The sequence below is a fragment of the Eubacterium uniforme genome, assembly GCF_900167115.1.
Lineage (GTDB): Bacteria > Bacillota > Clostridia > Lachnospirales > Lachnospiraceae > Eubacterium_S > Eubacterium_S uniforme.
The window spans coordinates 11,316-31,681 of record NZ_FUXZ01000004.1 but is presented as its reverse complement, the minus strand read 5'-3'; the positions used below and the strand labels follow the sequence as shown (position 1 = coordinate 31,681).

The following is a 20,366-nucleotide window of genomic DNA, read 5'->3' as shown; positions in this document are numbered from 1 at the left end:
TTATAAAATATTAAATAAATCTTGATTTTGAAAATGAGTGATGTTTTATGAAAAAAGATAAAATAATTAAGCACATAAAGGTTTATGGTATTGTTCAGGGCGTGGGATTTAGGCCGACGGTATCAAGACATGCGATGGAATCAAAGATTACAGGAAGTGTATGTAATAGAGGGCCTTATGTTGAAATATATGCTTGTGGAACATACGAAGAAATAGAGATGTTTCTTGATTTATTAAAACATAAACCACCAAAGAGAAGTGCTATATTAAAAATTGATGTTAAGGATGTTTTGTCAGATGATGAAAACTATAATAAGTATCTAAATGATACTAATGAGTTTGAAATTATCGAGAGTAAAAAGACAGCTGGAGAAATCTATGTTTCACCTGATATTGCAATTTGTGATGAATGTAAGGAAGAGTTATATGATAAGTCAAATAGACGGTACTTACATCCATTCATTAATTGTACATCCTGTGGACCAAGACTTACAATTCTTGATAATTTGCCGTATGACAGACACAGGACAAGCATGAAGATATTCCCTATGTGCAAGGAGTGCGATAGTGAATATCATAGTAGTGAAAGCAGAAGGTATGATGCACAGCCTGTGTGTTGTAATGACTGTGGACCTGCTTACTATATGCTTGATATGGAAACAGGAAAACCTGAAAGTGATTTCCTAGAAATTGTAAAGGTGCAAAAAGATGTTTCTGTAAAAGATAAAAGCTTAAATATGATTACAAAGAATACATCTTATAAGTTTAAAAATATAGGTGAATATAGTTTAAATACAATTAAAAGAGCTAGAGAAATAATCAGGGATGGAAAGATTATTGCCGTAAAGGGAATAGGCGGATTTCATTTATGTTGTGATGGTACTGATGATGAAGCGGTGAAGAGATTAAGAATGCTTAAAAATCGACCTGTGAAACCATTTGCTGTAATGATGAAAAATATGGATGTGGTTAACAGGGAGTGTGTGATTGATGAAAACCAGAAAGAGATTCTTGATGGATATCAAAAACCGATATTGCTTCTAAATAAAAAGAATTCGGATGAAACAAAACTAGCAAATAGTATTTCAATTGATAATGAAAGCGTTGGCGTAATGCTTCCATATGCACCGGTTCAAATGCTTCTTTTCGATGCAGGTGACGATGATGAATTTACAGATATTCTGGTTATGACAAGCGGTAATGTGTCGGGTGCTCCTATAAGTCATAACGATGAAGAAGCATATACTGAAATTCGAGGATTTGTTGATGCAATATTAACAAATAACAGAGATATTAGAATTAGAACTGACGATTCAGTTATGGATTTCTTTATGGGCGAACCGATGATGATTAGAAGGTCTCGAGGATATGCACCGATACCTTATATGACAAGTTCTGATTTTAAGGGTGAGGTTCTTGCGATAGGTGGTGAACTTAAGAACACATTCTGTATCGCGAAGAATAATATATTCTATCCATCATCATACGTTGGTGATTTGGCGGATTACAGAACGGTGAAGGCACTTAAGGATAGCATTAAAAGAATGCTTGATCTTCTTGAGTGTAAGCCTGAAATTATAGTTTGTGATAAGCATCCAAAGTATAATAGTACAATGGTTGCCGAGGAACTTTCAGAAGAACTTGGAATAAAAATAGAATATGTTCAGCATCATTATGCACACATTCTTTCAAATATGGGATGTAATGATTTTCTTGAGGAAAATATTGGCGTATCATTCGATGGTACGGGATATGGCGATGATGATACTATTTGGGGCGGTGAAATTTTAACTTGTAATCTTGATGGATTTACAAGAGAGACTCACATTAAGCCATTCTTCCAAATGGGTGGTGACTCATCCTCGAAGGAAGGAGTAAAGATAGCGGTATCGATTATTTTTTCAATGTTTGAAAAGGAAGAAGCATATGAATGTATCGAGAAACTTAACTTGTGTGAAAAGAAGGATTTGAATCTTTTATACATGATGTTTGATAAGAAGATGAATGGCGTAAACAGTACAAGCATGGGACGATTATTCGATGCAATAAGTGCAGTGCTAGGCATTAGAAACAAATCGACCTTTGAAGGTGAAAGCGCAATTTATCTTGAGTATGCAGCTGAAAAATATTTAGATAGTAGAAATGTAAAACCTGAATATAAGAATAAGGATTGCATGGATAAATATGATGCGATTAATGAACTAACAAGTAAAATTGTTGATGGTTATGATACTGAATTCTTATGTAAAAATAATGGTTTTACTTATGAAGACATAAATGAGACTGATAAATTATATGCTGATATTATTAAACTTAAATTGGAAGGTAAGGATAGTGGAGAATTGTCATTCCTTTTCCATAAGAAAATATCGGAAATGGTAGTTGCATCAGTTAAGACAATTAGTCGCAAAAACAATATAAAAACAGTAACTTTAAGTGGCGGTGTATTCCAAAACAAATTACTTACATACTTGACAAAGGGAGCACTTGAAAAGGAAGGATTCAAAGTTCTTACTCATAAATTACTCCCAGCAAATGACGGTGGAATCGCACTTGGCCAGGCACTATATGGAATGAATAAAATAACAAAAAATAATTAAAGGCATATTAGTGTTTAAGCAATACATAGTATAAATGGAGGATAAAAACATGTGTGTAGGTTTATCAGCTAAAGTATTAAAACTTGATAATGATGGAGCAATTGTTGAAAGTATGGGTGCTAAAAGAAAAATTAGCGCAGATCTTTTAGAAGACCTTGAACCAGGCGATTACGTAATGGTTCACGCAGGTGCAGCTATCGCAAAGATTACATCAGACGATATAGAAGAAACAGACGAATTATTTAACGAATTGTTTTAAATGTAATAATATATCTTATCGGAAATTAAATATACGACAGATATTTGCATAGGAGAAAATATTTATTATATCTAAGCAAACAATTTGAGTTTTCCGTTAAAAATTCAAGTGGAGTGTTTGGTCTATTTTTCATACGCGCAGAACGTGTCTGAGTAGCTTTAGCTGCGAGTTTTCGGAGCGTATAGAAAAATACCATAAACGAACGCAGAATTTAGGAAATACTCTCCCTTGTTTGCGTGATATATAAATATTGATACAATGCAAATATCATCATATGTATACTTCCGATAAGATATATTATACGCTGAGTTTATAAATGGAGATATAGAAAATGTTAAATGAAGCTATTGAATATTTGAAAAGTTATGATGGACCACAGATTAACATTATGGAAGTTTGTGGAACACATACACATGAGATTTTTAGAAAAGGAATTAGAAAGATTCTTTCGCCTAAGATTAAACTTATTTCAGGACCAGGTTGTCCTGTTTGTGTAACACCTGTAAGCTTTATCGATGAAGCAAGATATTTAGCAGAGCAAGGCGTTACAATTTGTACATTCGGTGACTTGGTTAGAGTACCGGGAAGCGATGGTTCACTTGCAGATTCAAGAGCAGCAGGTGGAAAGATTAAGGTATGTTATTCACCTATGGATGCTATGGAGTATGCAAAGGAACATACAGATGAAGAAGTTGTATTTTTATCAGTTGGATTTGAAACTACAACACCTTCTGATGTTTTATCAGTTAAGACAGCAATGGATGAAGGAGTTAGTAACTTTTCGCTACTAACTGCAAATAAAACTATGCCAAATGCATATCTTGTTTTAAAGGATAGTATGGATTGTTATTTATATCCAGGTCATGTACATGCAATAATAGGAACAGGCATTTGCGAAGAATTAGCAGCAAATGGAGTAAGCGGTGTTGTTGCAGGATTTACAGATAAGGAATTGGTACTTGCAATTGCCGTAGCAGTTAAGAATGCAGCTAAAAGAAAAGGATATGTAGATGGTGTTTACAGTGAGGATCTTGCAAAGGAAAATGAAAACAAAGGTTTCTTTGTAAACTGTTATCCAAGAGTTGTAAAAGCAGAAGGAAGTCCAAAGGCAGTTAAACTTGTTGATGAGTTTATGGAACCATCAGATGAGATTTGGAGAGGAATTGGATTGCTTGAAAAATCAGGCATGAAGCTTAAGGAAAAATATAAAGCATATGATGCTAGAGTGAAATACAATATTCCAGCATTTACTGCACAGGGAAATAAAGGTTGTAGATGCGGCGATGTATTACAAGGTAAAATTCTTCCATCAGATTGTCCGCTCTTTGGAAAGGCATGTAATCCAGACCATCCAGTAGGTGCCTGTATGGTATCTGACGAAGGTGCATGCTCAGCATTTTATATGTACAATTAAAATGACAATATTTAATTTATAATAGATTATTAAATGATAAGCGCCCAAGCAAATTTCATATTCTCTATATGGAACCGTTGCGGGTCTCTACACTTAGTGAGAAAGTAGTTGTTTGTGATTAGTGATTTTTATTCGCATAACGCGAAGCGTTATGTGGTGATAAAGTAAAGCAATGCATAAGTGCTTGCACTTAAATGTATTGCTTTGCTTTATCGGCATATAATGTTGTCATTATACGAATGAAAAATATTAATCACGACAGAACAAATGCTTTCGAACTTAGTGTGGCTAGGGGTAGCCCGCACCGTGCGAGAGCTGAGTCACGGATAGATAATATAAATTTGCGGGGGCGCGTAACGATAAAAACTGAAGGGATAAATAAAATGGAAAATGAAGTAGTAAAACTTGCACATGGGGCAGGTGGAGAGAAAACAGCAGAATTAATTGAAAAGGTATTTAAGGGACATTTAGGTAATGAATATTTTACAGCAGACGATGCATCAGTCCTTCCAAGACCAAATGGAAAGATTGCAATGTCAACTGATGGATTTATAGTTTCACCAGCGTTCTTCCCAGGAGGAAACATTGGTAAGTTATCAATATGCGGAACAGTTAACGATCTTGCATGTATGGGTGCAAAGCCATTATACATGACATGCGGATTCGTTATTGAAGAAGGTTTTCCAATGGATAAGCTTGAAGAAATTGTAGCTAGCATGGAAAAGACAGCAAATGAAGTAGGTGTTAAGATTGTTGCTGGTGATACAAAGGTTGCTGGTAAAGGACAGGTTGATGGTGTATTTATTACAACAACTGGTGTTGGCGAAATTTTAGAAGGCGCTGATACATCAGGTAAGTATGCTAAGAAAGGCGATGCAATTATTGTAACTGGTGATGTTGGACGACATGGTTGTACAATTCTTCTTGCAAGAGATGAATATGGTATTGAAGCAGATGTTACAAGTGACTGTGCTCCACTTTATAAGGCAGTAGAAAATGTACTTACAGCAGTTCCTGAAGTGCATGTAATTAGAGATGCTACAAGAGGTGGTGTTGGAACTGTTCTTTACGAGATTTCAAGAGAAAGTAACGTTGGTATTGATCTTAATTATGAAGATGTTCCAGTTGCTGATGAAGTTAAGGGTGTTACTGGTCTTTTAGGTCTTGAACCACTTTATCTTGCATGTGAAGGCAGACTTGTAATTATGGTTCCTGATGAAAAGAGTGAAGAGGTTGTTAATATCTTAAAGAACAGCCCTTATACAGAAGGAGCAAAAGTTATTGGACACATTACAGATGAGCACGTTGGTAAAATTGTAATGACTACATCAATCGGTGCACAGACTATGTTACCAAAACCAGGTAATGAGTTATTACCACGAATCTGTTAACCCTGAGTAACTGCATCAATTTATAAAAATATAAAACAAGTTTACTTGATTTTATATTTTTAGGAATTGATATAGATTGCGAAGCGATCACTACAATGATTGTGAAACAATCATTGTAGTGCAGTTATAAAAATATTAAAAATATAAAAAACAAGCAAAGGAAGGTATATTATGGAGACAAGAGTAGCGTCAATGTCGATTATTGTTTCAAATTTGGAATCTGTTGAAAAATTAAATGCTCTTTTGCATGGAGTATCAGAATATATTATTGGAAGAATGGGCATTCCATATAGGGAAAAAGGCATATATATTATTAGTATTGCTATAGATGCACCACAGGATACTATTAGTGAAGTTAGCGGTAAGATTGGAAGATTAGATGGCGTTTCAATTAAAACGGCATATTCGAATGTTATAGGCTAAATAAAGGTTGCATATATAGGTGGTTAAGATTTAAAATATTAGTATGACATTAGAAACTTTTAACCTGTTTTTTGATTATTTGGAGCGTGATTTATGTTAAAACGTATTGGCGAGGGATTTGCACCTCAGTTTTCAGAAGTGAAAATTAAAGATAGTGAATATCCAAAGCCATTTGATATAGGACTAGAATTTAATGCACCTGTTCATGGGACATGGAATATTGTTCATATTGGGTTTATGGTTCCTGAGGCTCATCAGATTTATGTATGCGCGGATAACTGCATGAGGGGTGTAGTTATGACTGCAGCAGAGATGAATGAACTTGATAGATTTCACAGTGTAACTCTTTTTGAAAAAGATTTGCTGAATGGAAGTCTTGAGAATGAAACCATAGAAGGTGTAACGGATGTTTTAAATAAACTTGAAGAGAAGCCAAAGATGGTTGAGTTATTTACGGTTTGTCTTCATCAGTTTTTAAGCTGTGACTTAGATTATGTTTATCAGACTTTGGAGAAGAGATTTCCTGACATAGTATTTGCTAGGTGTTTCATGGATCCTATTATGCAAAGGACATCGTACACTCCTGAGCAGAAACTTAGGAAGGCTATGCTTGATGTGATTAAACCACTTGAGCCAAGAAAAAAGATTTACATATTGGGCAGTGATGTTAAAATAAGAGATTGTTTTATATTCTATTTGGCCGAAAGATATGGATTTGAAGTTAAGCAAATTCATGATATGAAGACATTTGAGGAATACATGGAAATTGGTGATGGAGCATTTTACTTGGCAATCTATCCAACTGGTCTTTATGGAGTTTTCGATTTGGTAAGCAGATTGGAAAGACAATTTATGTATATTCCATATGAGGCAGATCCAGCGAAAATCAAAAGCAGAATTATAAAGCTTAATAAAAAATTAATTGATATTGCTACGGAGTATGCGGATGAAGATAATCCTAAGGAAATGAGATTCTTATTATCAAGTTGTGGACCATCTAAACATAAGGAAATAGAAGAATACGCCGATAATTTAGAAAAGGAACTTGAGGCAAAAGTAGATGAAGTAAAGGCTGTAATTAAAGATACGGAAATATCAATTGACTATACAGCATATCCAAGACCATTAGAACTAGCAAAGTTCTTGTTAGATAATGGATTTAATGTAAGTTCTGTCTATTTAGATGGTATTTCACCTGAGGATGAAGAAGCATATAATTATCTTGTTGAAAACTTCGGTGATTTGACTTTAAGAGCAACAATCCATCCAGAGGGAAGAGTTATAGATAGAAATAATGAAAATGTTCTAGCAATTGGCCAGAAGGCTGCTTGGTTTAATAATACACATCACTTTGTAAATATTATAGAAGGTGATGGTTGCATGGGCTTTAAGGGAATAATGACTCTTCTTGATATGATGGTTGAAGCATGTAATGAGGAGAAAGATTTGGATGATATAGTTCCAAGAAAAGCTGTGGGACTTTGTAGTAATTGTGGTATAGTGTAAGGAGGTTAGTATCAAAAAGATACTAAGTGTGATTTATGAATAGAGCATATAAGGTTTTACCTGTATTTGCTGGCGATGTTAGTGGTGCATGTAGTGCATTGTATGAATTAGGCGGGATGATTGTAATTCATGATCCTTCTGGATGTAATTCAACATATAACACACATGATGAAGTTAGATGGAATAAGATGGAAAGCTTGATTTTTATTTCGGGTCTAACTGACATGGATGCCATTACAGGTAATGATGATAAATTGATAGAGGATATTGTTAAGGCAGCGGATGAACTTAAACCTAAGTTTATTGCCATAACAAATTCACCAATTCCATATGTTAATGGTACTGATTTTGATTATATTGCAAGGGAAGTAAGTAAGCGAACTGGAATAAAGACATTTCCTGTTGCAACAAATGCATTTCATGATTATACAAAGGGAGCAGCAAGTGCATATGTGGCTGTGGTTAATAATCTATTAAAATCAAAGGAAGAACTTTGTGAGATTGAAAGTGTAAATATTAAGGTTAACTTATTAGGTGTTACTCCTCTTGATTATCCAAGGGAGAATGATGTTAATATTCTTTTGGACTTTTGTAAGAATAATGATTTTGGAGTGGTGGCTAATTGGTCATATTTAACTTCTCTTGAGGAAGTAGAAAAATCACTTCTTGCAGATGTTAATGTTGTTGTTTCATCAACGGGAATAGCAGCTGCAAAAAGAATGGAAGAATTATATGGGATTCCATATGTTGTTGGAATACCAGTAGGTGAGTTTGCAAAAGTATTTGCTGATGATATAAGAGAGTGTTTTAATTCTAAAAAATCAAAGGTATCATTTTTAAATGCTGCAGTTGAGGGTTTGGAATGTGACTCAAAAAGATATGTTGTGGGTGAGCCTGTTATTGCCGGTTCAGTCGCTGCAGATAAAAGAATTAAAGAAGGTAAAAATGTAAAGGTTGTTATTACAACGGAAAATTATGATGGACTGAAAAGAGATGAAGACATTGCATGTGTAGGTGAGGAAGAAATAGAGGCTGTTATTAGGGATGCAGATTATGTTCATGGAGATCCTTTCTACAAGTATTTATGTAATGATAGTGTGGATTTTGAAAAAGAACCACATTTTGCTTTGTCGGGAAGAGTTTATATGTAGGGCTTATAGGAAAATTTATGATGGAGATACATAAATTTAGGTATAGAAAGTTAGAGGAATGCATATGAGTTTAAACAGTGTACCATCAGGTGAAAGAATTCAGATTGGATTTTTTGGGAAGAGAAATGCAGGTAAGTCAAGTTTGGTAAATGCAATAACAGGACAGGAACTTGCAGTTGTATCAGATGTTTTAGGAACAACAACAGATCCTGTTGTTAAGGCAATGGAGATTTTGCCATTAGGTCCAGTTGTAATAATTGATACTCCGGGATTTGATGATGAAGGTCATCTTGGTAAAAAGAGAATTGAAAAGACAGTTGAAATATTAAAAAGAGTTGATGTTGCAGTTTTGGTGGTTGATAAAACACAGGGCATGTCAACTTATGATGAAGAATTAATAAGTATTTTTAAGGATAGAGAAATCCCATATATTATCGCGTATAATAAATCAGACTTGTATGAAAATCAAGTCAAAGAAACCGATGATAGTAAAAAAATGGATTCAAAAAATAATGAATTAGATAATAAGCAAATCATAGATGTTAGTGCATACAATAGGGATGGAATAAGAGAACTTAAGGAGATGATAGGTCATCTCTTTAAGGAAAAAGTAGTAATTCCACTTGTGGAAGATTTGGTTGAAAAGGGAGATACAGTTATTCTTGTGATTCCTATTGATTCATCCGCACCTAAGGGAAGAATAATATTACCACAGCAGCAGGTATTAAGAGGTGTTCTTGATAAGGAAGGCGTGGCAATATGTGTTCAACCTGAACAACTAGTTTCGACAATTGAAAATTTAAAAACTAAACCTAAGATGGTTATTACTGATAGTCAGGCTTTCTTTAAGGTTAAGGATATGGTGAGTGAAGATATTTATCTTACTTCATTTTCTATACTTATGGCAAGACATAAGGGGATTTTAGATATGGCTGTTGAAGGTGTTAAAGCTATTGATACTTTAGAAGATGGAGATACGGTTTTGATATCTGAGGGCTGTACACATCATAGACAGTGTGAGGACATTGGCACAGTTAAACTTCCTAACCTTTTAAAGAAATATACTGGTAAGGATATAAAGTTTGAAACTTCTTCTGGAAATACATTTGCTAAGGATCTTAGCAAATACAAGATGGTAATCCACTGTGGTGGATGCATGCTTGGAGATAGAGAAGTTAGAAGTCGTATGAAGATGGCTAATGAAGAGAATATTCCAATGACTAATTATGGAATTGCAATTAGTTATATGAGAGGAATACTTGAAAGAAGTATTGAAGTCCTAGGAATAAAATAGTATTTTAATAAATTTGAGTTACGAAAATGATTTTTTAGAATATATTATGGAGCGATTAAGGAAAATTAAATGAATAACATAGAAAGAATTAATGAGTTAGTAGCAAATTGCAACTTACCTGATGAAGATTTAAAAGTATTACTAACTACACTTAATAAAAGTGAAGAAGAATATTTATATGCAAAGTCATCTGAAGTTGCAAAGTCAGTATATGGTAATAAGGTGTTTTTTAGAGGCCTTATTGAGTTTTCGAATTATTGTAAAAATGATTGTATATATTGTGGGATTAGAAGAAGCAATAAAAACGTTGAAAGATATCGTCTAAATAAGGACGATATCTTAGTTTGTGCTAAGGCAGGATATGAACTTGGCTTTAGAACAATAGTGCTTCAAAGTGGAGAGGATTTATCTTTTAACGATGAATATATTTGTGATATTGTAAAAAGTATAAAAGATGAATATCCTGATATTGCAGTAACTCTTTCGATAGGAGAAAAGAGTTATGAAAGCTATAAAAAGTATTATGATGCAGGAGCGGATAGATATCTTCTTCGACATGAAACAATAAATGAAAAACATTATGAAAAACTTCATCCAGAAGAAATGAAGTTATCTAATAGAATAGAGTGTCTTAAGAACCTAAAAGAGATTGGATTCCAGGTTGGATGTGGAATAATGGTTGGTTCACCATACCAGACTGTTGAAAACATTGTAGAAGATTTGAGATTCATGAAAGAATTCGAACCTCATATGATAGGAATTGGACCATTTATTGCACATAAGGATACACCATTTAAAGATGAGAAAAGTGGAACATTAGAAGACACACTTCACTTATTAGCAATTATAAGATTAATGCTTCCAAAAGTATTGTTACCAGCAACAACTGCACTTGGAACAATAAATCCACTTGGTCGTGAACTTGGAATTAAGGCGGGAGCTAACGTAGTAATGCCAAATCTTTCACCAACTAATGTAAGAGATAAGTATATGTTATACGATGGTAAAATCTGCACAGGCGATGAAGCAGCAGAATGCCGTATGTGTATGCAACGTAGAATTGAAAGCATAGGCTATGAAGTTGAAGTAAGTCGTGGTGATTATGTGGATTTTGCAAATTAAATGTATATTATTTGCAAGTGGACTTTTACGGACTTGATAATGAAGTCTTATCATTAATGATAGTTTTAGTTTATATTCATATATAGTTAATAATTGTTAGACATTTATATTTTACGGTGTTATTATATATATTAATTATGTTTTTTAATAAGACTAAGTGCTTAAGCAAATTCTATATTTTCTAGATGGGACCGTTGCGGGTCTCTACACTTAGTGAGAAAGAAGTTGTTTGTGATTGAGATTTTTTATTTGCATAACGCGAAGCGTTATGTGTTTAAAGTAGGAAATAGGTAGCTGAATGCTTGCATTCAAGGCTAACTGTTTCCTGCTTTGAACATATAATACTTGTATTATACGAATGAAAAATATCAATAACGTTAAAACAACGAATTTCGAACTTAGTGTGGCTAGGGGTAGCCCGCACCGTGCGAGAGCTGAGTCCCAGATAGACAATATAAATTTGCGTAGCACGTAGGTTATCAACGAAAGGTAAAAATATGAAGAAAGTAATTGATAGAGAAATATGTGAGATTGTGGGGGAAATACTTGGAAGTTATGATAAGGGAAAAACTATTGATCATACGGAAGTGTTTGCTCAGCCAGATCCAGATGCTGTAATTGATATTTTGAAGAAGTTATTTAAGATTGTATTTCCAGGATTCTTTAGAGATAAAACATTTAGATTTTATAATATAAGTAGTCGACTTACGGTTTTGATTGAAGATGTTATGTACAATTTAAATCGTCAGGTTGCAATTGCTCTTAGACAGAATGAAAAGTATAGTGACGAAAGTGAAGAAGAGGTTAATCTAGCAGCGGAAGAAATCTGTGTTACATTCTTTAAGAAGATTCCTATGATTCGTGAGTATATTGAGACTGATGTTAAAGCGTTCTTTGATGGGGACCCAGCAGCTTATAATGAAAATGAAATCATTCTTTCATATCCTGGACTTTATGCAATCGTTACTAATAGACTTGCGCATGAACTTCACTTGCTTGAAGTACCACTTATTCCTCGTATGATGACAGAGCATGCACATAGTAAGACAGGTATTGATATTCATCCAGGAGCTACCATTGGTAAATATTTCTTTATTGATCATGGTACAGGTATTGTTGTTGGTGAAACAACAATTATTGGAGATAATGTTAAGGTATATCAGGGTGTTACAATTGGTGCCCTTTCAACTCGTGGCGGTCAGAGACTTAAGGGTGTTAAGAGACATCCTACTATTGAGGATAATGTAACTATTTATTCAGGGGCTTCAATTCTTGGCGGTGAGACAGTTATCGGACGTGGCTCGGTTATTGGAAGTAACGCATTTATTACAACTTCAATTGATCCGGAGACAAGAGTTACAATTAAAAACCAGGAACTTGTATTAAAGTCTGGTAAGAAGGATGTTGTGAAAAATGACATCGATATTATGGAAGTTGGTAATTATCATATTTAATAAAATTTAATTAAAAGATTATAAATGAAATCAGGTGAATGAAATGCAGAAGATAGTATCAAGATTTATCTTATATAGTGATTTTGGAAAGGATGCAATTATAACAAGGGTTGCAGATATATGTAAGGATGCGAAAAGATTAAAGGAGTTTGAAACTTCAGCAAATGAAGAAGATTCAATTGATGTTACAAAGGAAGATTTATTAACTAGAACATACAGAGAGGTTAAAAGAATTCTTGAACTTGGAACATCATATGCTTTCGATAAGAATCTATGGCAGAATTATCTTACATATGAAATTATTACTAACGAAAATCCTTTTAGTTTAACTTGTGAAAAAGTTGGTGCTAGTGATGGTTCGGTTAACTTCTATGCAAAGCAGGATTTTGAAGCGTTTATGGAATTATTCCATTATGATTTTACATGGATAGAAGAGTATCTTGATACAGATGTATTTAGCAGACTTACAACATATAAATCAATTGAAAAGCCTGAACTTATGTATAACAAAAACGTAAGTGAAAAAGTTAGAGCTTTAAGTGAGAAATTAGCAAATGCTAAATCATATGATGAATTTTTTGATTTAGTAACTGGCTTTTATAAAGATTATGGTGTTGGCATGTTTGGTCTTAATAAGGCATTTAGATTAAAATGCTATGCTGAAGATAAGGTTGAATTTAAGCCTATCAATAATATGGATAAGGTTGTGCTTTCAGACCTTGTCGGATATGAAATACAGAAGAAGAAGCTTGTGGATAATACGAAAGCATTTGTTGAAGGTAAAAAAGCGAATAATGTACTTTTATTTGGTGATAGCGGTACAGGTAAGTCTACAAGCATTAAGGCTATTGTAAATGAGTTTTATGATGATGGCCTTAGAATGATTGAAATATATAAACATCAGTTTAAATATCTATCAACTGTTATTTCAAAAATTAAGAATCGAAATTACAAATTCATTATTTATATGGATGACTTATCATTTGAGGAATTTGAAATTGAATATAAGTTCTTAAAGGCTGTTATAGAGGGTGGTGTTGAAAGTCGTCCAGCGAACATTTTGATTTATGCAACATCTAATAGACGTCATCTTATTAAGGAAAACTGGAGTGATAGAGATGATGTGGTTTCAAATAATGGTATGCACAAGTCTGATACTATGGAAGAAAAACTTTCTCTTGCATATAGATTTGGTGTAAGGATAAGCTATTCAAAGCCTACTCCAAAGGAATTCTATAATATAGTATTTGAGCTTGCAAAGAAGAATAATATCAATATGGATGAGGAAGAAATCAGGAAGGAAGCTAATAAGTGGGAATTATCACATGGCGGAATTTCTGGTAGATGTGCGACTCAATTTATAGATTATTTGCTGGGAACTATTGATGAATAGCTCTTTGGAGGTTAAAATATTATTATGATTATGTTGAATAATTAATAATAAGGCTAAGTGAAGAAGAGAAAAAAGATATGGAACCAGATAAAAAATATAATATTAACGTAAAGATTGATATTTTCCTTTTCAATCTTATGTTGGTTGCTCTAGAGATAATGGGAATAAAAAGAGCGTTTAAGTATAGTTGCAGAACGCTTAGATTTTATACAACTGATAGTAATATTTTCCTTTGCATCACATCAACTATCATGATGATAACAGCGTTGGTGTGTATAATAAAGAAATGTGATATACCAAAAGCTATATTGATACTTAAGTATTTTTCGGTGTGCTGCATTACGATGACTTTCATAGTGGTTTTAGTAGTACTTTTACCAGGGAAAGTATCGGATGGTTATGGACCTCATATTATGTATAAGGGTGCACAGATTTATCATCATACAGTTTGTCCAATCATGGCTATTATTGCTTTTATCTTTATTGAGAAGAAAGATAAGTTTGATAAGTTGTTTATAAGGGCTGCATACATACCAACAGCTATTTATGGTGTAGTAATTGTTATTTTAAATTTAAAGGGAATTGTTTATGGACCATATCCATTTCTTAGAATTACAACTCAGCCTGTATATAAAAGTATATTCTGGTTCTTTGTTATGATTATAGTAGCTCGTTCAATTAATTCTGTTATGTATTTAGTTAGACATCCAATTAAGAATCCAGAAAGAATTACAAAATTCGTTTGCAAATATGCGATTATATTTGCTAGGAAATTTAGAGAATTTTACGAAGATTAGTGTAAATATATTTTTTGCGAAACTAAAAAGATCATCCCTCTCGGATGGTCTTTTTTTAGGGCAAAAATAGGAAAAGTATGATAAGTTTTAGACAATCTCAAAGAAGTTTTAAATAATTGGCAAAAAAATGGTTTACATAGTATGGAAAATGTTGATTTTAAGCCATTTTTTGCCGAAAAAACTTGACAAATTGGCTTAAAGAAAGTATAACTTAATAAGAGTAATTGATTGCGGTTACTTTTGAATTTTTTTCGAGGAGGAAACAAAATGAACAAAGCAGAATTTGTTGCAGCAATTGCTGAAGAAGCAGGTTTAACAAAGAAAGACGCTGACGCTGCAGTTAAGGCATTTACAGAGGTAGTAACAGAAGAACTTAAGAAGGGTGAAAAGATCCAGTTAACAGGTTTTGGTACATTCGAAGTATCAGAAAGAGCTGCTAGATCAGGTAGAAATCCTAGAACAGGTGAAACAATGAAGATTAAAGCTTCAAAGGCTCCTAAATTCAAAGCTGGTAAGGCTTTAAAGGATGCTGTAAATGCACCTAAAAAAGGTAAAAAGAAATAATTAATTCGATTTTACTTTAAGAACCCTGTCTGATGACAGGGTTCTTAGTTTGTGAGGACATAATGAGATTAGATAAGTATTTAAAAGTATCAAGATTAATAAAGAGAAGAACTGTTGCGGCTGATGCATGTAATGCAGGAAGAGTAATGGTTAATGGTAAAGTGGCTAAAGCTGGCACTACAATTAAAGTTGGCGATGAAATAGAGATTGTCTTTGGTAACAGAAATGTTAAGGTTAAAGTTGACAGTATAGCAGAGACAGTAAAGAAGGATGATGCCAAGGAAATGTATACTCCGTTGTAATATCTTAATAAAATATTAATTTATTAAATCAGACTTGAAAATTATATGTAAACCTATTAAAATAAGAACAGTAAGAAAAAACACAACATAGGGGTATAGTTATGGCAACTCGTCGTAAAAGAATTGACAATAGAAGAGAAGATACTGCAATAGCCCGAGCTAGTAAGAGGCGTAAGAAGAAAAGAAGAAGTACATCATTATATGGCCTTTTTCTTATTAGTGCAATGGCGCTTCTTATAGTGGTTACTTTAGGTATTAACATTAGAAAGTCTCAGAAGACTTTAAATGAGTTAGAAAGTAAAGAGGCTAAGTTAATTGAGCAGAAAGAAGAACAGCTTGAATTAAGAGAAGAACTTGAAGAGAGAGCTGTTTATGTAAAGACAAAGGCTTATGTAGAAGAGATGGCCAAAAAATTAGGTCTTGTGTATCCGGATGAGGTTATTTTCAAACCGGAAGAAGAGAAATAAAAGTGCTATTTATTATATAGTCATTTGCTGAAATAACTATATAATGTATGGCACTTTTTTTGAAATGACATATGTTATTTGGTAGAAACACAGGAGGTGAGAGATAGATGAAATTGTCGAAATTTGAATATAATATATACAATTTCATTAGAGAAAACAAATTGTTGGAAAACACCAAACATATTGTAGTTGGCGTTTCAGGAGGAGCGGATTCAATATGTTTAATAAGTGTTTTGAAAAGAATAAGTGAATATGTCAGTTCAAAAAGCGTTGATGATAGTTCGTTTGATTTGATGGCCGTACATATTAATCATAATATCAGGGGCAAGGAAGCAAAACGTGACGAAACTTTCGTTGTTGATTTTTGTGAAAAGAACGGAATTCCTTTAATTGTTGAAAGTTTAGATGTTGTTGGATATTCCAATAAAAATAATTTATCTTTAGAGGAAGCAGGACGAGTATTAAGATACGAGGCATTTGCTAGAGCGGCTAGTAAGTGGGAGGATAGACAGTTTGTGAAAATTGCCGTTGCTCATAACGAAAATGATAATGTTGAAACGGTTATATTTAATATTATTAGAGGAAGTGGTCTTAAAGGCGTGAGTGGAATTCCAGTTAAGAGGGATGATATTATAAGACCGCTTTTATCGACTACAAGAGAATCAATTGAAGACTACCTTAAGAGTAGAGGCATTGATTATGTGGTTGATAGTACTAATTTGCAAGAAGATTATTCAAGAAATAAAATTAGACTTATGGTTTTACCATATCTTCAGAATAATTTTAATCAAAATGTTTTTAATGCTATAAGTAACCTTGCTGAAATTGCCACAGAGGCTAATGAATTTATTGAAAATCAGGTGGATAAAGCTTATAAAAAGTATGTTTCAGAGTATGAGATTAGTTCACAGATTCTTGATGAGGATGAATGTGTTATTAGTGGTGTTATTAGAAAGTGCTTTGAAGATAAATCGGGTAAGCTTAAAGATATTACAAAGACACATGTAAATATTATTATGAATCTTTTTGGAAGTATTGTTTCAAGCAGTATAGAACTTCCATATGGCATTATTGCAAAAAGAACATATAACGGAGTGGAATTTGCTACAAAGTCTGAAAATCAGCAAATAAATGTACATAAAGAGTATCCGTCTTATCAAATCAAGAAAAGTGAGGAAAAACAGGTTATTGAAGGCGCTGGGTTTAGAATTACTGTGGAAGTGAAACCGGCTGATGTAATTGACGAAAAAATAATAAAAAACAAGGAAAATCAGTATACTAAATATATAGATTATGATAAAATAGATAGCGATTTATATGTTAGAAGCAGACAAAAAGGTGACTACATAGTCGTTAACAGTGAGGGCGGCCATAAAAAAATCAAAGATTATTTCAGCGATATGAAAATTCCAAGAGAAGAAAGAGATGATATTTTATTGTTATCTTCTGATGATAAGATATTGTGGGTAATTGGATATCGTATTGGTGAAGACATAAAAGTTACAAGTGATACAAATAAAATTCTAAAGATAAGTTACGAAGCGGATAAAGAGTAGAGAAGATTTATGTGCTTACGTAAGGAGGCGAAATGGATAAAATAAGTGTTTTGATTTCTGAGGAAGAAGTTTGTAAAAGAATTAAGGAAATTGCAGATGTAATTAGTGATAAGTTTAAAGGTGAGGAAGTTCACTTACTATGCATACTTAAGGGAAGTATCTTTTTTACTTGTGAACTTGCAAAAAGAATTACAATTCCTGTAACAATAGATTTTATGCAGGTTAGCAGTTATGGCTCTGGAACGAAGAGTAGTGGTGTTATAACCATAAAAAAAGATTTGGATGAAAGTGTTGAAGGGAAGAATGTTGTCATTATTGAGGATATAATAGATTCTGGTAACACGCTTAAGACACTTAAACTTGAAATAGAAAAGAGAAATCCAAAATCTTTAATGATTGTAACTTTACTTGACAAACCAGATAGAAGAGAAGTTGATGTTAAAGTTGATATTACAGGCTTTGTAATTCCGGATAAGTTTGTGGTAGGCTTTGGACTTGACTATGATCAAAGATATAGAAATCTACCGTATATTGGAGTGGTGGAAATATAAAATTTTTTAAGGAGGAAAAATGAAAAAAGGAGTAAAAGAAATATTCTTTTATTTGACAGTTGTAGCTATAATAGTCGGAATTGTTTATTATGTGACTGTTAATAGTAATGTTTCACAGGATTATACTTATGAGTCATTTGTTGAAGATTTAAAGGAAGGTCAGATTGAAAACGTTGCTATAAAGCAGAATAAAGAAATACCAACTGGTAAACTTACAATCACATATAAAAATGATGATGTTAAATCTTTGTTCGTACCAGATGTAAATAAGGTTGTAGATGATTTAGCTAAAGCAAAAGATACAAAATATGTTGTAAAAGATGTTTCAAGAGACAGTATTTTCTTAACAGACATATTACCATTAATAATCATATTGGCAACAGGAATTTTCTTCTTCTTTATGATTAATGGAAGTATGGGTGGTGGCGCTAATTCTAAAATGGCCAATTTTGGAAGAAGTAGAGCCAGACTTGTTAATGATACAAAGAATATTAATTTTGAAAAGGTTGCAGGTCTTGAAGAAGAAAAAGAAGAACTTGCAGAAATAGTTGATTTCTTAAAAGATCCTAAGAAGTATATTGAAATAGGAGCTAGAATTCCTAAGGGTGTTATTTTAACAGGCCCTCCGGGAACAGGTAAAACTCTTTTGGGTAAGGCAGTTGCCGGTGAAGCAGGAGTTCCATTTTATATCATATCTGGTTCTGATTTCGTAGAAATGTTTGTAGGTGTTGGTGCTTCACGAGTAAGAGATCTTTTCGCTGAAGCTAAAAAGAATTCACCAGCAATTGTATTTATTGATGAAATTGATGCGGTTGCAAGACGAAGAGGAACTGGTATGGGTGGCGGACATGATGAAAGAGAACAGACATTGAACCAGTTACTTGTTGAGATGGATGGTTTTAGTGCTAATGAAGGCATTATCGTAATGGCCGCTACTAACAGAATTGATATTTTAGATCCTGCTATTTTAAGACCAGGTCGTTTTGACAGAAAGGTTACAGTTGGAAGACCTGATGTTAAGGGTAGAGAGGCTATACTTAATGTACATGCTAAGAATAAACCTCTTGGTGATGATGTTAAACTTGATGAAGTAGCAAGAATCACAGCTGGATTTACAGGAGCTGATCTTGAAAATCTTCTTAACGAAGCAGCTATTCTTGCAGCTAAGGATAAGAGAAAGTACATTATTCAAAAAGATATTAATAAGGCAATGATTAAGGTTGGAATTGGTACAGAGAGAAAGAGCAGAATTATTTCTGATGAAGAAAAGAAGATTACTGCTTATCACGAGATGGGACATGCTATTTTATTCCATTTGCTCCCAAATGTTGGACCTGTACATACTGTTTCAATCATTCCTACGGGTATGGGTGCCGCAGGTTATACAATGCCACTTCCTGCTAAGGATGAGATGTTCTTAACAAGAGGAAAGATGATAGATGAGATTATGGTTGATCTTGGTGGTAGAATTGCTGAAGAATTAGTGCTTGATGACATTACAACAGGTGCATCACAGGATATTAAGCAGGCTACAGCAACAGCTAAGGCTATGGTTACAAAGTATGGTATGTCAGAAAAACTTGGCTTGATTAACTATAATGATGATTCAGATGATGTATTTATTGGTCGTGACCTTGCTCATTCAAAAGCATATGGTGAAAACACAGCGACAGCTATTGATGAGGAAGTTAGAGGCATAGTTAGTAAGTGCTATAATGATGCTAAGAATATTATTACTGAAAATATAGACGTTCTTCACAAGGGGGCACAACTTTTACTTGAAAAAGAAAAGATAAACCAGGAAGAATTTGAAGCATTATTTGCTTAGATTGATTTATTGATTAAAAAAGTAGTGGATTGAGTCTGCAGTTTTAGGCAAAATCACGATGAAGGATAGGGGTATAGTGAAAATGCACAAAAACTTTCTGTACATTTTGTAATGTTTGTGCACACTTATTTGTAAATTCGGGTTATAATACATATCGTAAAAACCCCCAATACATTATATAGTTTTTTTGCTACACCCCATAAGAAAAAACGAAAAATACCTTCTCCTAAAAGCACAGCAGTAGCAGCTGTGCTTTTTACTTTTGTATAAGGGTTTTTAGAAAAAGAGAAAAAG

Annotated in this window: 18 protein-coding genes; all 18 read left to right on the top strand. The window is 33.4% G+C overall.

Annotation, left to right across the window (positions count from 1 at the left end; all coding sequences use genetic code 11):
* Positions 1 to 47 precede the first annotated feature (47 nt).
* The 18 genes from hypF to ftsH all read left to right on the top strand — a co-directional run bounded on the left by hypF (position 48) and on the right by ftsH (position 20,072).
* Entirely contained in the window at positions 48 to 2,600 is a 2,553-nt protein-coding gene (gene hypF / locus B5D16_RS03095; RefSeq protein ID WP_078765512.1) for a carbamoyltransferase HypF, read from the top strand.
* A 49-nt stretch (positions 2,601 to 2,649) separates the two neighbouring features.
* The gene (locus B5D16_RS03090; RefSeq protein WP_078765511.1) at positions 2,650 to 2,859 is read left to right on the top strand and encodes a HypC/HybG/HupF family hydrogenase formation chaperone; all 210 of its coding nucleotides are present in this window, start codon (positions 2,650 to 2,652) and stop codon (positions 2,857 to 2,859) included.
* Positions 2,860 to 3,190: 331 nt separating this feature from the next.
* Positions 3,191 to 4,273, top strand: coding sequence for a hydrogenase formation protein HypD (hypD, locus tag B5D16_RS03085; protein WP_078765510.1), 1,083 nt, complete (start codon positions 3,191 to 3,193; stop codon positions 4,271 to 4,273).
* Between the two features lie 383 nt (positions 4,274 to 4,656).
* A complete protein-coding gene (hypE, locus tag B5D16_RS03080; RefSeq protein WP_200803918.1) occupies positions 4,657 to 5,664 on the top strand; it encodes a hydrogenase expression/formation protein HypE in 1,008 nt (335 codons plus the stop codon).
* 171 nt (positions 5,665 to 5,835) lie between these two features.
* The gene (locus tag B5D16_RS03075) at positions 5,836 to 6,087 is read left to right on the top strand and encodes a TM1266 family iron-only hydrogenase system putative regulator (protein WP_078765509.1); all 252 of its coding nucleotides are present in this window, start codon (positions 5,836 to 5,838) and stop codon (positions 6,085 to 6,087) included.
* A gap of 93 nt (positions 6,088 to 6,180) precedes the next feature.
* The gene (locus tag B5D16_RS03070) at positions 6,181 to 7,593 is read left to right on the top strand and encodes a hypothetical protein (protein ID WP_078765508.1); all 1,413 of its coding nucleotides are present in this window, start codon (positions 6,181 to 6,183) and stop codon (positions 7,591 to 7,593) included.
* Positions 7,594 to 7,628: 35 nt separating this feature from the next.
* The gene (locus B5D16_RS03065) at positions 7,629 to 8,744 is read left to right on the top strand and encodes a nitrogenase component 1 (protein ID WP_078765507.1); all 1,116 of its coding nucleotides are present in this window, start codon (positions 7,629 to 7,631) and stop codon (positions 8,742 to 8,744) included.
* A gap of 64 nt (positions 8,745 to 8,808) precedes the next feature.
* A complete protein-coding gene (gene hydF, locus B5D16_RS03060; RefSeq protein WP_078765506.1) occupies positions 8,809 to 10,038 on the top strand; it encodes a [FeFe] hydrogenase H-cluster maturation GTPase HydF in 1,230 nt (409 codons plus the stop codon).
* Positions 10,039 to 10,107: 69 nt separating this feature from the next.
* Positions 10,108 to 11,160, top strand: a complete 1,053-nt coding sequence (gene hydE / locus B5D16_RS03055) for a [FeFe] hydrogenase H-cluster radical SAM maturase HydE (RefSeq protein ID WP_078765505.1) — start codon at positions 10,108 to 10,110, stop codon at positions 11,158 to 11,160.
* Positions 11,161 to 11,657: 497 nt separating this feature from the next.
* Positions 11,658 to 12,614: a serine O-acetyltransferase gene (locus B5D16_RS03050; RefSeq protein WP_078765504.1), complete on the top strand. Its 957-nt coding sequence runs from the start codon at positions 11,658 to 11,660 to the stop codon at positions 12,612 to 12,614.
* Between the two features lie 43 nt (positions 12,615 to 12,657).
* Entirely contained in the window at positions 12,658 to 14,007 is a 1,350-nt protein-coding gene (locus tag B5D16_RS03045; RefSeq protein ID WP_078765503.1) for an ATP-binding protein, read from the top strand.
* A 77-nt stretch (positions 14,008 to 14,084) separates the two neighbouring features.
* Positions 14,085 to 14,804, top strand: coding sequence for a hypothetical protein (locus B5D16_RS03040; protein ID WP_078765502.1), 720 nt, complete (start codon positions 14,085 to 14,087; stop codon positions 14,802 to 14,804).
* A gap of 267 nt (positions 14,805 to 15,071) precedes the next feature.
* Positions 15,072 to 15,368, top strand: a complete 297-nt coding sequence (locus B5D16_RS03035) for an HU family DNA-binding protein (protein WP_078765501.1) — start codon at positions 15,072 to 15,074, stop codon at positions 15,366 to 15,368.
* A 62-nt stretch (positions 15,369 to 15,430) separates the two neighbouring features.
* Positions 15,431 to 15,670 (top strand): RNA-binding S4 domain-containing protein, encoded by a 240-nt coding sequence (locus B5D16_RS03030; RefSeq protein ID WP_078765500.1) that lies wholly within the window; start codon positions 15,431 to 15,433, stop codon positions 15,668 to 15,670.
* 101 nt (positions 15,671 to 15,771) lie between these two features.
* The gene (locus tag B5D16_RS03025; protein WP_078765499.1) at positions 15,772 to 16,137 is read left to right on the top strand and encodes a septum formation initiator family protein; all 366 of its coding nucleotides are present in this window, start codon (positions 15,772 to 15,774) and stop codon (positions 16,135 to 16,137) included.
* A 107-nt stretch (positions 16,138 to 16,244) separates the two neighbouring features.
* Complete coding sequence (gene tilS / locus B5D16_RS03020; RefSeq protein ID WP_078765498.1) at positions 16,245 to 17,693, top strand: tRNA lysidine(34) synthetase TilS; 1,449 nt, start codon at positions 16,245 to 16,247, stop codon at positions 17,691 to 17,693.
* Between the two features lie 32 nt (positions 17,694 to 17,725).
* Positions 17,726 to 18,244 carry a hypoxanthine phosphoribosyltransferase gene (gene hpt / locus B5D16_RS03015; RefSeq protein ID WP_078765497.1) on the top strand — a complete coding sequence of 173 codons (519 nt, stop codon included), beginning with the start codon at positions 17,726 to 17,728 and terminating at the stop codon, positions 18,242 to 18,244.
* A gap of 19 nt (positions 18,245 to 18,263) precedes the next feature.
* Positions 18,264 to 20,072, top strand: coding sequence for an ATP-dependent zinc metalloprotease FtsH (gene ftsH, locus B5D16_RS03010; protein ID WP_078765496.1), 1,809 nt, complete (start codon positions 18,264 to 18,266; stop codon positions 20,070 to 20,072).
* The last annotated feature ends 294 nt before the right edge of the window (positions 20,073 to 20,366 follow it).

What these genes read in the sequence shown, in the direction of transcription:
- B5D16_RS03065 (WP_078765507.1), top strand. Translation starts at nt 7,629, where the DNA reads ATGAATAGAGCATATAAGGTTTTACCTGTATTTGCTGGCGATGTTAGT.
- B5D16_RS03030 (WP_078765500.1), top strand. Translation starts at nt 15,431, where the DNA reads ATGAGATTAGATAAGTATTTAAAAGTATCAAGATTAATAAAGAGAAGA.
- tilS (WP_078765498.1), top strand. Translation starts at nt 16,245, where the DNA reads ATGAAATTGTCGAAATTTGAATATAATATATACAATTTCATTAGAGAA.
- B5D16_RS03035 (WP_078765501.1), top strand. Translation starts at nt 15,072, where the DNA reads ATGAACAAAGCAGAATTTGTTGCAGCAATTGCTGAAGAAGCAGGTTTA.
- ftsH (WP_078765496.1), top strand. Translation starts at nt 18,264, where the DNA reads ATGAAAAAAGGAGTAAAAGAAATATTCTTTTATTTGACAGTTGTAGCT.
- hydE (WP_078765505.1), top strand. Translation starts at nt 10,108, where the DNA reads ATGAATAACATAGAAAGAATTAATGAGTTAGTAGCAAATTGCAACTTA.
- B5D16_RS03040 (WP_078765502.1), top strand. Translation starts at nt 14,085, where the DNA reads ATGGAACCAGATAAAAAATATAATATTAACGTAAAGATTGATATTTTC.
- B5D16_RS03090 (WP_078765511.1), top strand. Translation starts at nt 2,650, where the DNA reads ATGTGTGTAGGTTTATCAGCTAAAGTATTAAAACTTGATAATGATGGA.
- B5D16_RS03045 (WP_078765503.1), top strand. Translation starts at nt 12,658, where the DNA reads ATGCAGAAGATAGTATCAAGATTTATCTTATATAGTGATTTTGGAAAG.
- B5D16_RS03075 (WP_078765509.1), top strand. Translation starts at nt 5,836, where the DNA reads ATGGAGACAAGAGTAGCGTCAATGTCGATTATTGTTTCAAATTTGGAA.
- hypF (WP_078765512.1), top strand. Translation starts at nt 48, where the DNA reads ATGAAAAAAGATAAAATAATTAAGCACATAAAGGTTTATGGTATTGTT.
- B5D16_RS03070 (WP_078765508.1), top strand. Translation starts at nt 6,181, where the DNA reads ATGTTAAAACGTATTGGCGAGGGATTTGCACCTCAGTTTTCAGAAGTG.
- hypE (WP_200803918.1), top strand. Translation starts at nt 4,657, where the DNA reads ATGGAAAATGAAGTAGTAAAACTTGCACATGGGGCAGGTGGAGAGAAA.
- hydF (WP_078765506.1), top strand. Translation starts at nt 8,809, where the DNA reads ATGAGTTTAAACAGTGTACCATCAGGTGAAAGAATTCAGATTGGATTT.
- B5D16_RS03025 (WP_078765499.1), top strand. Translation starts at nt 15,772, where the DNA reads ATGGCAACTCGTCGTAAAAGAATTGACAATAGAAGAGAAGATACTGCA.
- hpt (WP_078765497.1), top strand. Translation starts at nt 17,726, where the DNA reads ATGGATAAAATAAGTGTTTTGATTTCTGAGGAAGAAGTTTGTAAAAGA.
- hypD (WP_078765510.1), top strand. Translation starts at nt 3,191, where the DNA reads ATGTTAAATGAAGCTATTGAATATTTGAAAAGTTATGATGGACCACAG.
- B5D16_RS03050 (WP_078765504.1), top strand. Translation starts at nt 11,658, where the DNA reads ATGAAGAAAGTAATTGATAGAGAAATATGTGAGATTGTGGGGGAAATA.